The sequence below is a fragment of the Telluria sp. AIW5 genome (genome assembly GCF_056680575.1).
On the sequence record NZ_CM155289.1, the window covers coordinates 2,505,800 to 2,519,266 of the forward strand.

General features: G+C 64.1%; 12 protein-coding genes. All 12 read left to right on the top strand.

The genetic code is table 11. The features are described 5' to 3' along the window. Positions 1-23 precede the first annotated feature (23 nt). The 12 genes from rlmN (at position 24) to hflC (ending at position 13,147) form a co-directional block, all read left to right on the top strand. Positions 24-1,196 carry a dual-specificity RNA methyltransferase RlmN gene (gene rlmN, locus AC1MEM_RS11015; protein ID WP_499477630.1) on the top strand — a complete coding sequence of 391 codons (1,173 nt, stop codon included), beginning with the start codon at positions 24-26 and terminating at the stop codon, positions 1,194-1,196. Positions 1,197-1,198: 2 nt separating this feature from the next. Further along, complete coding sequence (gene pilW, locus AC1MEM_RS11020) at positions 1,199-2,032, top strand: type IV pilus biogenesis/stability protein PilW (RefSeq protein ID WP_499477233.1); 834 nt, start codon at positions 1,199-1,201, stop codon at positions 2,030-2,032. 7 nt (positions 2,033-2,039) lie between these two features. Then, positions 2,040-3,029, top strand: coding sequence for a RodZ domain-containing protein (locus tag AC1MEM_RS11025; RefSeq protein WP_499477234.1), 990 nt, complete (start codon positions 2,040-2,042; stop codon positions 3,027-3,029). Positions 3,030-3,140: 111 nt separating this feature from the next. After that, positions 3,141-4,427, top strand: a complete 1,287-nt coding sequence (ispG, locus tag AC1MEM_RS11030; protein WP_499477235.1) for a flavodoxin-dependent (E)-4-hydroxy-3-methylbut-2-enyl-diphosphate synthase — start codon at positions 3,141-3,143, stop codon at positions 4,425-4,427. Between the two features lie 113 nt (positions 4,428-4,540). Next, complete coding sequence (gene hisS, locus AC1MEM_RS11035; RefSeq protein ID WP_499477236.1) at positions 4,541-5,878, top strand: histidine--tRNA ligase; 1,338 nt, start codon at positions 4,541-4,543, stop codon at positions 5,876-5,878. Positions 5,879-5,938: 60 nt separating this feature from the next. Next, entirely contained in the window at positions 5,939-6,604 is a 666-nt protein-coding gene (locus tag AC1MEM_RS11040; RefSeq protein ID WP_499477237.1) for a YfgM family protein, read from the top strand. Positions 6,605-6,691: 87 nt separating this feature from the next. Continuing rightward, positions 6,692-7,846 (top strand): outer membrane protein assembly factor BamB, encoded by a 1,155-nt coding sequence (bamB, locus tag AC1MEM_RS11045; RefSeq protein ID WP_499477238.1) that lies wholly within the window; start codon positions 6,692-6,694, stop codon positions 7,844-7,846. 9 nt (positions 7,847-7,855) lie between these two features. Further along, positions 7,856-9,199 carry a ribosome biogenesis GTPase Der gene (gene der / locus AC1MEM_RS11050; RefSeq protein ID WP_499477240.1) on the top strand — a complete coding sequence of 448 codons (1,344 nt, stop codon included), beginning with the start codon at positions 7,856-7,858 and terminating at the stop codon, positions 9,197-9,199. A 290-nt stretch (positions 9,200-9,489) separates the two neighbouring features. Beyond that, a complete protein-coding gene (gene hfq / locus AC1MEM_RS11055; protein WP_061539949.1) occupies positions 9,490-9,726 on the top strand; it encodes an RNA chaperone Hfq in 237 nt (78 codons plus the stop codon). Between the two features lie 5 nt (positions 9,727-9,731). Next, entirely contained in the window at positions 9,732-10,961 is a 1,230-nt protein-coding gene (gene hflX / locus AC1MEM_RS11060) for a GTPase HflX (protein WP_499477242.1), read from the top strand. A 6-nt stretch (positions 10,962-10,967) separates the two neighbouring features. Next, a complete protein-coding gene (gene hflK / locus AC1MEM_RS11065; protein WP_499477243.1) occupies positions 10,968-12,272 on the top strand; it encodes an FtsH protease activity modulator HflK in 1,305 nt (434 codons plus the stop codon). After that, a complete protein-coding gene (gene hflC, locus AC1MEM_RS11070) occupies positions 12,272-13,147 on the top strand; it encodes a protease modulator HflC (RefSeq protein WP_499477244.1) in 876 nt (291 codons plus the stop codon). Before hflK ends, hflC begins: the two co-directional genes overlap by 1 nt. The last annotated feature ends 320 nt before the right edge of the window (positions 13,148-13,467 follow it).

Genomic DNA, 13,467 nt, shown 5'->3' on the forward strand with positions numbered 1-13,467 from the left:
ATCATTTATTAGGTATAGAAAAAATCATGACGACTCTCACCAACCTGCTGGACTTCGATCCCGCGCAACTCGTCGCTTACTGCGCCGAATTGGGTGAGAAGCCGTTCCGCGCCAAGCAGTTGCAGCGCTGGATCCACCAGTTCGGCGCCAGCAATTTCGACGACATGACGGACCTCGCCAAGTCGCTGCGCGAAAAACTGAAAACCCGCGCCGAAGTCCGCTCTCCCGGCATCATCAGCGACAACACGTCGACCGACGGCACCCGCAAATGGCTGGTCGACGTCGGCAACGGCAATGCGGTCGAAACCGTGTTCATCCCGGAAGAAAACCGTGGCACGCTGTGCATCTCCACGCAAGCGGGCTGCGCCGTGAACTGCCGCTTCTGCTCGACCGGCAAGCAGGGCTTCAACCGCAACCTGACGGTGGCCGAGATCATCGGCCAGTTGTGGATGGCCGAGTTCGAGCTGCGCCGCACGAAGGGCATCGAGCCCGGCCCGAAGGGCGAACGCCAGATCACGAATGTCGTGATGATGGGCATGGGCGAGCCGCTGCTGAACTACGAGCCGACCGCCACCGCCCTCAAGCTCATGCTCGACGATAACGCCTACGGCCTGTCGCGCCGCCGCGTGACCCTGTCGACCTCGGGCGTGGTGCCGAACATCGACAAGCTCTCCCAGGACGTGCCGGTGGCGCTGGCTGTCTCGCTGCACGCGTCGAACGACGCCCTGCGTGACGTGCTGGTGCCGCTGAATAAAAAGTACCCGCTGCGCGAGCTGATGGCCGCCTGCAAGCGCTACCTCGAGTTTGCGCCGCGCGACTTCATCACCTTCGAATACTGCATGCTCGACGACTTCAACGACAGCGACGAACATGCGCGCGAACTGATCGCGCTGGTGAACGACCCGGTCGTCGGCGTGAACTGCAAGTTCAACCTGATTCCGTTCAACCCGTTCCCGGAATCGGGTTTGTTCCGTTCGAAAAATCCGCGCATCAAAGCCTTCGCCCAGGTACTGATGGACGCCGGCATCGTGACTACCGTGCGCAAGACGCGCGGCGACGACATCGACGCCGCCTGCGGCCAGCTGGCCGGCGAAGTGCAGGACCGCACCAAGGTGGCCCAGCGCATGGAAAAGATGGCCGAATACCAGAAGAAATTCGGCGCCGATTTCGGACGCATCGTGGAGATTCCTTCTTGAACATGGCAGCGCCAGGCCGGGCTCATGCATGTCGCCTTGCACGCCGCTTTGCAGCCGCGTGCGTACTCGGCCTGCTCGCGGCCTGCGCCGGCGTTGGCAACGGCGCCGGCAGTGGCGGCGCCGAACTGAAGACCGCGTCCGACCAGACCGTGGCCGAGAAGCGCGCCGCGATCCGCCTGCAACTGGCGGTCGGCTACTACCAGCAGGGCAAGTACGATGTCGCCCTCGACGAAATCAAGCAGGCGATCGCTGCCGACCCCGAGTACGCCGACGCCTACGGCATGCGCGCGCTGATCTACACCGCGATGGGGCAGGTGCCGCTGGCCGACGACAATTACCAGCACGCGCTGCGCCTGGCGCCGCGCAACCCGGAACTGGCCAATAACTACGGCTCCTTCCTGTGCCAGACGGCGAATCGCCCGCAGGAGGCAATGCGCCAGTTCGACGCGGCGCTCTCGAGCCCGTCCTACAAGACGCCGGTGAGCGCGCTCGTCAACGCGGGCGTGTGCAGCCTGAAAACACGCAACATGGACGCGGCCGAGCGCTACCTGCTCGACGCCTTGCGCTACAACCCCGACCTGCCGGCCGTCTCCAGCGGCCTCGCACGGGTCTATTTCGAGCGGCGCGATTTTCAGCGCGCCGGTTTTTTCATTAACCGCCTGACAGAGCTGTCGAAACTCGACAACCTGTCCGCCGATGCGCTGTGGCTCGCCCTGCGGGTGCAACGCAAACTGGGTGAACGCTCGATGGAGGCCAGCCTGGTGGCGCAGTTGCGGCGGCGCTTCCCCGGTTCGCCCGAATACCTGGCATACGAGCGCGGGGCTTTCGATGAGTGAGACGACAATGACTTCAGAGCGCACGGAACAAAGCGCCACTTCGAACCAACACCACGGCCATCCGGGCGCGGCCCTGGCCAGCCAGCGCGAAGCGATGGGCTGGACGGTCGAGCAGGTGGCCGAGCAGCTCAAGCTGGCTGTGCGCCAGGTGGTGGCGATCGAAGCGGGCGACTATGCGGCCCTGCCGAGTCCCGCCGTGACGCGCGGCTTCGTGCGCGCCTACGCCAAGATCCTGCGCCTCGACCCGGCCCCGCTGGTGGCGCTGGTCCCGATGGACAATCCGCTTCCCGAGGAGACCGGCGGCGCTGCGATGCGCGGCAACCGCCCGGCCTCGCGCCCGACATCTTTCTCGCACGCGCGCTATCCGACCCATGGCAAGCGTTCCGGCCTGCCGCTGGCCTGGATCGCCGGCGTCGTGGTCGTCGCCGCCGCGGCGGGCGCAGCCTGGCATTTCGGCCTGGTGAAGCTGCCGGGCAGCCAGCCTGCGGCCAATGGCGACGCGGTGCTCACCGCCCCGGCCGAGACGGCGAGCGTCACCGCGCCGGCCGCCGATACGGTGCAGAGCCCGAGCGTGCCGCTGATCTCGGTGCCGGGGCCGGCCGATGCTGGTGCCGCCACCGGCGCGGCGACGACAACCGCCGCCACCGCGCCCGGCGCCGCCACGACGCCTGCCGCCGCCGCAGCGACGACGGCCCCGGCAACAGCAGCGGGCACGACGCCTGTGGCCACCACGCCGGCGGCGACGCCTGCCGCCGCGGGCGCCAGCACCCTGGTGCTGAACGTGCGCGAGGATTCCTGGATCGAAGTCAAGCCGCAGCGCGGCAAGGCGCTGATCTCGCGCGTCGTGCGCGCGGGCAGCACCGAAACCATCGAAGTGCCGGGCACGGCGACCCTGGTCGTCGGCAATCCGGGCGCCGTGTCGGCTACGCTGGGCGGCGCCGCCGTCGCGCTGCCGCCGGTGCCGGGCAAGACGATTTCGCGCGTTACTTTGAAATAAGCGTGAAATACGCCTGAAACAAGCACGCGTAACATACGTCCCGGCCCCGCGCCGGGGACGACGGGTGGCCCGATGGTTCGGGCGCCCCGAAACAAGGACAACGAGCAAAGTATGACCTCTATGAACCTGCCAATTCCATCCGGCCCGCTGGCGCGCCGCGCCGCCCGCCGCGTGCTGGTCCAGCACGGCGAGCGCAAGGTCTGGATCGGCGGCGACGCCCCGGTCGTGGTGCAGTCGATGACCAATACCGACACCGCCGACGTGATCGGCACCGCCATCCAGGTCAAGGAGCTGGCCCGCGCCGGCTCCGAAATGGTGCGCATCACCGTCAACAATCCGGAAGCGGCGGCCGCCGTGCCGGCGATCCGCGAACAGCTCGACCGCATGGAAGTCGACGTCCCGCTGGTCGGCGATTTCCACTACAACGGCCACATCCTGCTGCGCGATTTTCCCGAGTGCGCAGCCGCGCTGTCGAAATACCGTATCAATCCGGGCAACGTGGGGCAGGGCGCCAAGCGCGACAGCCAGTTCGCCCAGATGATCGAGATCGCGATCAAGCACGACAAGCCGGTGCGCATCGGCGTCAACTGGGGCAGCCTGGACCAGTCGCTGCTGGCGCGCATCATGGACGAGAACGCCGCACGTGCGAACCCGTACAGCGCCCAGGCGGTGATGTACGAGGCGCTGATCACCTCGGCCATCGAGAACGCGGTGCGCGCCGAGGAAGTCGGGCTGGCGAAAGATAAAATCATCCTGTCGTGCAAGGTCTCGGCGGTGCAGGACCTGATCGCCGTCTACCGCGAACTGGCGCGCCGCTGCGATTATCCGCTGCACCTGGGCCTGACCGAAGCGGGCATGGGCAGCAAGGGCATCGTCGCCTCGACGGCGGCCCTGTCGGTGCTGCTGCAGGAAGGCATCGGCGATACCATCCGCGTGTCGCTGACGCCGGAACCGGGCGGGGATCGGACGAAAGAAGTCGTGGTATCGCAGGAAATCCTGCAGACCATGGGCCTGCGCAAATTCACGCCGATGGTGATTGCCTGCCCGGGTTGCGGCCGTACGACCTCGACCGTGTTCCAGGAACTGGCGGACAACATCCAGACTTTCCTGCGCGATTCGATGCCGGAATGGAAGAAGTCCTACCCGGGCGTCGAAGCGATGAACGTGGCCGTGATGGGTTGTATCGTGAACGGTCCCGGCGAATCGAAGCACGCGAATATCGGCATCAGTTTGCCTGGTACGGGCGAATCGCCGGCGGCGCCGGTGTTTGTCGACGGGCAGAAGGTGGCGACCTTGCGCGGCGAGCGTATCGTGGATGAGTTCCAGAACATCGTACTGGAATACGTGAAAAAGAATTACGGCCGCCCAGAGCTGGCTACGGAAGCCGCACCGAGTTAATCGTAGGGTGGACTCCTGAGTCCACGCGGTCGTGCTCATGCATACCGCACCGCTGATCGAATACCGTACCGCGTGGAGTCAGGACTCCACCCTACGAATAGAAGAAGCTGACAATGTCCAAACCAGAAAAAATCGTCGCCATCAAAGGCATGAACGACATCCTCCCCGCCGATGCACCGCTGTGGGAGCTGTTCGAAAACACCGCCGAAACGATCCTGAAAAGCTACGGCTACCAGAAGATCGTGACCCCGATCGTCGAGGAAACCGGCCTCTTCAAGCGCGCCATCGGCGCCGTGACCGACATCGTCGAAAAGGAAATGTATTCCTTCACCGACTCGATGAACGGCGACGAACTGACCCTGCGTCCGGAAGGCACCGCCAGCGTCGTGCGCGCGGTGCTCGAACATAACCTGGTCTACGACGGTCCGAAGCGCCTCTGGTACAAGGGTCCGATGTTCCGCCACGAGCGTCCGCAGCGCGGCCGCTATCGCCAGTTCTTCCAGTTCGGCGCGGAAGCGGTCGGCTTTGCCGGCCCGGACATCGACGCCGAACTGATCATGCTGTGCCGCCGCCTGTGGGACGACCTGGGCCTGCAGAACGTGCGCCTGGAACTGAACTCGATCGGCAATGCGGAAGAGCGCCTGCGCCACCGCGCCGACCTGATCGCGTATTTTGAATCGCACGCCGAGATCCTCGACGCCGAAGCGAATCGCCGCCTGCACAGCAACCCGCTGCGCATCCTCGACACCAAGAACCCGGCCATGCAGGAGATGGTGAACGGCGCGCCGCAGCTGCTGTCTTACCTGGGCGAGGAGTCGCTGGCGCACTTCAACGGCGTCAAGCGCCTGCTCGACCGTAACAACGTGCAGTACACGGTCAACCCGCGCCTGGTGCGCGGCCTCGACTATTACAACCGCACCGTGTTCGAATGGGTCACCGAAGAGCTGGGCTCGCAAGGTACCATCTGCGCCGGCGGCCGCTACGATCCGCTGATCGAGCAGTTCGGCGGCAAGGCCACGCCGGGCGTCGGCTTTGCGATGGGCATCGAGCGCATCATCGAGCTGATGAAGGGCCTCGGCGAGCCGGCGCAACCGAGCCAGTGCGACGTCTACATGGTGCACCAGGGAGAAGAAGCGCAAGTGCAGGCCTTCATCCTGGCCGAGCGCCTGCGTGATGCCGGCCTCGATGTTGTGCTACATTGCGCAACGCCAACGGGCGCGGGCAGCTTCAAGAGCCAGATGAAGAAGGCCGACGGCAGCGGCGCCTCCTTCGCCGTGATCCTGGGCGAAGACGAAGTGGCCAACAACATGGCGGCCGTCAAGTCGCTGCGCGGTTCGGCCGGCGAGCAGCAGCAGGCCAGCGTCGCCTTTGACGGCGTGGTCGACCACATCGTCGACCAGATCGTCGGCGCGCATGACCACGACCACGAGCACGTGCATTACCATCCGTAAGCAATAGCGTGCCCGACCGATTAACCGCATTTACTTGACTTGACTTACTAGACGAACGACATGGCATACGACCTCGAAGAACAAGAACAGATCGCCAGCTTCAAGGCCTTCTGGTCCAAGTACGGCAACCTGATCACCTGGGTGCTGATCCTGGCACTCGGCGCTTTCGCCGCCTACAACTTCTGGAACAAGCACCAGCGCGACCAGTCGGTGGGTGCATCGGCCCTGTACGACGAACTGACCGACGCGGTCACCGCCAAGGACAACGCCAAGGCCCAGCGTATCGCCGCCGACATCGAGTCGAAGTTCAAGCGCACCAGCTACGCACAGATGGGCGCGCTCGGCGCGGCCAAGGCCGCCTTCGAGGCGAGCGACCTGAAAGCCGCCAAGGCCCAGCTGCAGTGGGCGATCGACAACGGCAACGACGAGTACAAGTCGGTGGCCCAGCTGCGCCTGGCCGGCGTGCTGCTCGACGAGAAGAATTTCGATGGCGCGCTGAAGCTGCTGAACGGCACTTTCCTGCCACAGTTCGCCGCCGAAGTGGCCGACCGCAAGGGCGATGTGCTCGTCGCGCAGAACAAGATCGTCGACGCGCGCGCCGCCTATGTCGCCGCGCTCGCCGCCATGGGTCCGAAGCACCCGGGCAGCCAGCTGGTGCGCATCAAGCTCGAAGCCATCGGCGGTACCGCACCAGCCGCGCCTGCTGCGGCCAAGGCAGCCGCTTAAGTTCATCAATTTGATACGGCCCACGCCCGCCGCAAGGTGAGCGTGGGCTTTGCCTCTCTCTACGACTCGGAACAAGGTAAAAGAAAAATGCGTATTACCCGTAAGCTGGTTGGTGTCGGCGTCCTGGCCCTGATGACGGGCTGCTCGACCTTGAGCTCGCTCAATCCGTTCGCATCGAAATCGAAGGGCAATGAGCCGGCCAAGCTCGTCGAACTGAAGGGCACGATGGCCGTGCGCACCGCCTGGAAGCTCGATATCGGCAAGGCGCGCGGTTACCAGTTCTCGCCTGCGCTGGCGGGCAATACCCTGATCGTCGCCGGCGCCGACGGCAACATCGCGCGTGTCGAAGCGGCGGATGGACGCCAGGTGTGGCGCATCAAGGCCGGCGCGGACCTGACCGCGGGCGTGGGCACCGACGGCAACGTGATCGTCGTCGGCGCGGCCGATGGCCTGCTGATGGCCTTCGACATGGACGGCAAGGCGCTGTGGAAGACCCAGCTGTCGAGCGAAATCCTCTCGGCCCCAAGCGTGGGGCAGGGCGTCGTCGTGGCGCGCAGCATCGACAACCGGATCGTCGGCATCGACGCTACGACCGGCCAGAAGAAATGGACCGTGCAGCGTGTTGCGCCGGCACTGACCCTGCGCAGCGCGCCGGGCATGGTGGTCTACGACAAGGACGTGATCGTCGCCCAGCCGGCCGGCAAGCTCGGTTCCTTCCTGCTCGCCACCGGCGCCCCGCGCTGGGAAGTCGAAGTCGGAACGGCGCGCGGCGCCACGGAACTCGAGCGCGTGACCGATATCGGCGGCGCGCCCATGCTGTTCGAAAACGATGTCTGCGCCGTCGCCTACCAGGGCCGGGTTGCCTGCTACGACGTGGCCAGCGGCTCGCCGCGCTGGACGCGCGACCTGTCCTCGACCGTCGGTGTGGCGGTCGACCAGCGCTTTGTCTTCGCCGCCGACGACAAGGGCGCCCTGAACGCCTTCAACCGCGACGGCGGCGCCAGCGCCTGGAAGAACGACAAGCTCGCCTTCCGCGGCCTGTCGGCGCCGGTCTCGTATGGCCGCGCCGTCGCCGTGGGCGACTACGAAGGCTATGTACACTTTTTGTCGCGCGAGGATGGCAGCTTCCTCGCGCGCGCCGCGACCGACGGCAGCGCAATTTCGGGCACGCCCCTGGTTGCCGGATCGAACCTGATTTTTCAAACACAAAATGGAACTGTGACCGCCATCGCGGTCGAATAGAATAACTACATGAAGCCGGTAATTGCACTCGTTGGTCGCCCGAACGTCGGGAAGTCGACCCTATTCAACCGCCTGACCCGTTCGCGCGACGCGTTGGTGGCCGACCTCCCTGGCCTGACGCGCGACCGCCACTATGGCGAAGGGCGTATCGGCGAGCGGCCGTTCCTGGTGATCGACACGGGCGGTTTCGAGCCGGTCGCCAAGGAAGGCATCATGCACGAGATGGCACTGCAGACGAAGCAGGCCGTCGCTGAAGCCGACGTCGTCATCTTCATCGTCGACGGCCGCCAGGGCCTGACCCCGCACGACAAGACGATCACCGACTTCCTGCGCAAGTCCGGCCGCCAGGTCATGCTTGTGGTCAACAAGTCGGAAGGCATGAAGTACACTTCCGTCACCGCCGACTTCTATGAGCTCGGCATGGGCGACCCGTACGTCATTTCGGCCGCCCACGGCGATGGCGTCACCGACCTCGTCACCGAGGCGCTGGACCAGGCCTTTGCCACCCGTCCCGATGCCGAGGAAGAGCTCGAGCAGCAGGACCGCGGCGTCAAGATCGCCATCGTCGGCCGTCCGAACGTGGGCAAGTCCACGCTGATCAATACGCTCGTCGGCGAGCAGCGCGTGATCGCCTTCGACATGCCGGGCACCACCCGCGATTCGATCGAAGTACCGTTCGAGCGCGACGGCAAGCAGTACACGCTGATCGACACGGCCGGTATCCGCCGCCGCGGCAAGGTGTTCGAAGCGATCGAGAAATTCTCGGTCGTGAAAACCCTGCAATCGGTCACCGAAGCCAACGTCGTCGTGCTGATGCTCGACGCCCAGGAAAATATTTCCGAGCAGGACGCCCACATCGCCGGCTTCATCCTCGAGTCGGGCCGCGCCCTGGTCGTCGCCGTCAACAAGTGGGATGGCCTGACGAGCGACCAGCGCGACGAGATCAAGAACGACATGGACCGCAAGCTGGACTTCCTCGGTTTTGCCGAAACGCGTTTCATCTCGGCGCTGAAGGGCACCGGCATCAAGCAACTGATGGCTTCGGTCGACACGGCCTATGCCGCGGCGACGGCCAACCTGTCGACGCCGCGCCTGACGCGCGCGCTGCAGGAAGCGGTCGAGAAGCAGGAACCGAAGCGCAAGGGCACCTCGCGTCCGAAGATGCGCTATGCCCACCAGGGTGGACAGAACCCGCCGATCATCGTCATCCACGGCAATGCGCTCGACGGCATCACCGAGCCGTACAAGCGTTACCTGGAGAAGCATTTCCGCGAGACCTTCAACCTGATCGGTACGCCCCTGCGCATCGAGTTGCGCAGCGGGAAAAACCCGTTCGCCAGGGACCAGTCTTAATAGGGTGGGCACGCCGTGCCCACGCGGTGATACCTACCGGCTTCGATTTCGTGCCGGATGATCTTGCTGACACGTATCACCGCGTGGGCACGGAGTGCCCACCCTACGCTTTCCACGAGCTTTGCGTGGCCGGTTTAATAATTTCTTAAGTCTATCAGTACGACAGAGACGAAGAAAACAGGTTACAGTAACCGCAGGCCATCGTTCGCAAAGCTGAATCTTGCCCCGTGCACTTGAAAAGGAGGCGCTTGCCTCCATTTTTTAAACTACAACAACATTACGGAGCTGTTATGAGCAACAAAGGGCAACTGTTACAAGACCCATTCCTCAATGCCTTGCGCAAAGAGCACGTCCCGGTCTCGATCTACCTCGTCAACGGGATCAAGCTGCAGGGCCATATCGAGTCGTTCGACCAGTACGTCGTCCTGCTCCGCAATACCGTGACCCAGATGGTGTACAAGCATGCCATTTCGACCGTTGTCCCGGCTCGCGCCGTCAATCTCAACCTCGAAGCCGAAGCTGAGTAAGGCCGATGGCTGACGCCCCCGGCACCAACAACACGCGCGCCGTCCTTGTCGGCGTCGATTTTGGCGCGGTCGATTTCACGGCCAGCCTCGAAGAGCTGGCCTTGCTGGCCAGCTCTGCCGGCGCCGAGCCGATCGATACGATCACGGCCAAGCGCAACGCCCCCGATCCCGCCCACTTCGTCGGCAGCGGCAAGGCTGACGAAATCGGTGTCGCCGCCAAGGCCGCCGGGGCGGAACTCGTCATCTTCAATCACGCATTGTCTCCGGCGCAGCAGCGTAACCTCGAGCGGCGCCTGGAATTGCGGGTCATCGACCGTACCAGCCTGATCCTCGACATCTTCGCCCAGCGTGCCCAGAGCCACGAGGGCAAGCTGCAAGTCGAGCTGGCCCAGCTGCAACACCTGGCCACGCGCCTGATCCGCGGCTGGACCCACCTCGAACGGCAAAAGGGCGGTATCGGCCTGCGCGGTCCTGGTGAAACCCAGCTCGAGACCGACCGCCGGCTGATCGGCGAGCGGGTCAAGGCCTTGCGCACGCGCCTGGCCAAGCTGAGGAAGCAACACGAAACCCAGCGCCGCGCACGCGGTCGCAACAATACTTTCTCGGTGTCGCTGGTCGGCTATACCAACGCCGGCAAATCGACCCTGTTCAATACGCTGACGAAAGCCGGCGTGTACGTCGCGAACCAGCTGTTCGCAACGCTCGACACGACCAGCCGCCGCCTCTACCTGGGCGACGAAACGGGCAGCGTCGTCATCTCCGACACCGTCGGTTTCGTGCGCGAGCTGCCGCACCAGCTGGTGGCCGCTTTCCGCGCCACGCTGGAAGAAACCATCCACGCCGACGTGCTGCTGCACGTGGTCGACGGTTCCTCGCCGACCCGCATGGAACAGATCGAGCAGGTCAACGAGGTCTTGCGCGAAATCGGCGCCGACCATATTCCACAGATCCTCGTGTGGAACAAGATTGATATGGCCGACCTCCAGCCTGGGGTGGAACGTGATGAACATGATAAAATCAGCCGCGTTTTTATCAGCGCCAGGAGCGGCGCCGGCCTCGATCTGTTGCGCGAGGCAATTGTCGAGGCAGCGGCGGTGGGTGCCACGTGGGCAGCCAACTCCGCGCCAGGCTCGAGCCCTACCAAAAACGAAGAGCAGGACGATGCAGCGCTGGAGTTCCTCGATGAGGAACCCGGCGAAAGTAATCCAACCTCCACCCATGTCGGGCCCCAATAAAAGCCTATGCTTGTTTCCTTATTAAAACGGTTCGGCGTTAAACTTTCGCTGAACGATCCACGCTGGGGAAAAAATCCCGGTAGCGACCACAAAGCCCAGGAGGGCCGCCGTCCGGGCGAGGGTCCACCCGACCTCGACCAGATGTGGCGCGACTTCAATGCGCGCCTGAACCGCCTGTTCGGCAGCCGCGGCAACAATGGCGGCGACGCCGGCGGCCCCTACCGCGGCGAAGGCCGTGGCGCGGGCATTACCGCGTCCGTCATCGGCTTCATCGTGCTCCTGATCTGGCTCGCCAGCGGCGCCTTCATCGTGCAGGAAGGGCAGGTCGGCGTGGTCACCACCTTCGGCCGCCTGTCCCACACGACCGGCGCCGGCTTCAACTGGCGCTGGCCGGCGCCGATCCAGGCCCACGAAACCGTCAACGTCTCGCAGGTGCGCACCGCCGAAATCGGCTACCGCGACAACGTGCGCAACAAGCAGGGCGCCGAGTCGCTCATGCTGACCGACGACGAAAACATCATCGACATCCAGTTCGCCGTGCAGTACACGCTGAAGGATCCGGTCGCCTGGGTCTTCAACAACCGCGACCAGGATGCGACCGTGCACCAGGTGGCCGAAACGGCCATCCGCGAAGTCGTCGGCAAGAACAAGATGGACTTCGTGCTGTACGAAGGCCGCGAGAAGGTCGCGCTCGACGTGCACAAGATGATCCAGCAGATCATCGACCGCTACAAGCTCGGCGCCCTGATCACCAACGTGACGATGCAGAACGTGCAGCCGCCGGAGCAGGTGCAGAACGCCTTCGACGACGCGGTCAAGGCCGGCCAGGACCGCGCCCGTGCCCGCAACGAAGGCGAGGCGTATGCCAACCAGGTCATCCCGCAGGCACGCGGCGCCGCTTTCCGCCTGCTGCAGGACGCCGAAGCCTACCGTTCGATGGTGGTCGAGAACGCCACCGGCAACGCCGCCCGCTTCAACCAGGTCGTTACCGAGTACGCGAAAGCGCCGGGCGTCACCCGCGACCGCATGTACATCGATACGATGCAGCAGATCTTCAGCACCACCAGCAAGGTGATGGTCGACGCCAAGTCGGGTTCCAACCTGCTGTACCTGCCGCTCGATAAGTTGATTGCGCAAGTGGCCGCCAACGACGCCGCCACCGGCAGCGCCCGTTCGGGGCCGGTGCAGCAACAGCAAAACCAGCAGGAGCATGCAACGACGCCGTCGCAGGAAGTCCTGCAGACGATCGAACAGGTGCGCCAGCGCGACAGCCGTTCGCGCGATTCCTCACGTGACAGGGAGAGCCGTTAATGAGCCGCCTCGTAACCATTTTCGTGGCGGGCTTCATTGCCCTGATGCTGCTGTCGTCGACCGTGTTCGTCGTCGACCAGCGCCGCTTCGCCATCGTCTTCGCACTCGGTGAAGTGCGTGAGGTGATTTCCGAGCCGGGCCTGCACTTCAAGCTGCCGCCGCCGTTCCAGAACATCATCTATCTCGACAAGCGCATCCTTACCCTGGATACGCCGGACGCCGACCGTTTCATCACGGCCGAGAAGAAGAACATCCTGGTCGACGCTTTCGTGAAATGGCGCATCGTCGAACCGCGCCTGTACTACGTCAGCTTCAGCGGCGACGAGCGTGCCGCCACGAATCGCATGTCGCAGATCATCAAGGCGGCCCTGAACGACGAGATCACCAAGCGCACCGTGCGCGAAGTGATTTCGGGCGAGCGTGGCCGCGTGATGGAAGCGGTGCGCGACAAGGTCGTGGCCGAAGCCAAGCAGATCGGCATCGGCATCGTCGACGTGCGCCTCAAGCGCGTGGACTACATCGAGCAGATCAACAACTCGGTCTACGACCGCATGCGCGCCGAGCGCGTGCGTGTAGCCAACGAGTTGCGTTCGACCGGTTCGGCCGAAAGCGAGAAGATCCGCGCCGACGCCGACCGCCAGCGCACCGTGATCCTGGCCGAAGCCTTCCGCGAAGCCGAGAAGATCAAGGGCGAGGGCGATGCCAAGGCGTCGGCGATCTATGCCGAATCGTTCGGCAAGAACCCGGAGTTCTACAAGTTCTATCGTTCATTGGAAGCCTACCGCGCCAGCTTCAAGGCTCACGGGGATGTGATGGTGATCGATTCGAATTCGGAGTTCTTCAAGTATTTCCGGAGTCCGGGTAGCAGCAAGTAAAACAAAAACGCCGCGACCATCGCGGCGTTTTTTTTGGCGTCATGATTCGACCGATCAAACGCGGTACCACGTGGAGTCAGGACTCCACCCTACGGTCACCGCGATGCGTAGGGTGGACTCCCGAGTCCACGCGGTACACCGTTCGAACCGTCGTACATCATGGTTGGCCACGCTGGTTGTATAGCCCAGTTTCAGTGGCATTCCGCCACCTCCCCACCTCATCGGCAAGCATCCGCCCCCAGCCCCGCCTCATTTTCGGGTAAAATTGCCGATTCGGCGCCCGCTTCGTGCTGCACGAGCGCGCCTTGTTGCTTCATTCC

What these genes read in the sequence shown, in the direction of transcription:
- pilW (WP_499477233.1), top strand. Translation starts at nt 1,199, where the DNA reads ATGGCAGCGCCAGGCCGGGCTCATGCATGTCGCCTTGCACGCCGCTTT.
- AC1MEM_RS11025 (WP_499477234.1), top strand. Translation starts at nt 2,040, where the DNA reads ATGACTTCAGAGCGCACGGAACAAAGCGCCACTTCGAACCAACACCAC.
- ispG (WP_499477235.1), top strand. Translation starts at nt 3,141, where the DNA reads ATGACCTCTATGAACCTGCCAATTCCATCCGGCCCGCTGGCGCGCCGC.
- hisS (WP_499477236.1), top strand. Translation starts at nt 4,541, where the DNA reads ATGTCCAAACCAGAAAAAATCGTCGCCATCAAAGGCATGAACGACATC.
- AC1MEM_RS11040 (WP_499477237.1), top strand. Translation starts at nt 5,939, where the DNA reads ATGGCATACGACCTCGAAGAACAAGAACAGATCGCCAGCTTCAAGGCC.
- bamB (WP_499477238.1), top strand. Translation starts at nt 6,692, where the DNA reads ATGCGTATTACCCGTAAGCTGGTTGGTGTCGGCGTCCTGGCCCTGATG.
- der (WP_499477240.1), top strand. Translation starts at nt 7,856, where the DNA reads ATGAAGCCGGTAATTGCACTCGTTGGTCGCCCGAACGTCGGGAAGTCG.
- hfq (WP_061539949.1), top strand. Translation starts at nt 9,490, where the DNA reads ATGAGCAACAAAGGGCAACTGTTACAAGACCCATTCCTCAATGCCTTG.
- hflX (WP_499477242.1), top strand. Translation starts at nt 9,732, where the DNA reads ATGGCTGACGCCCCCGGCACCAACAACACGCGCGCCGTCCTTGTCGGC.
- hflK (WP_499477243.1), top strand. Translation starts at nt 10,968, where the DNA reads ATGCTTGTTTCCTTATTAAAACGGTTCGGCGTTAAACTTTCGCTGAAC.
- hflC (WP_499477244.1), top strand. Translation starts at nt 12,272, where the DNA reads ATGAGCCGCCTCGTAACCATTTTCGTGGCGGGCTTCATTGCCCTGATG.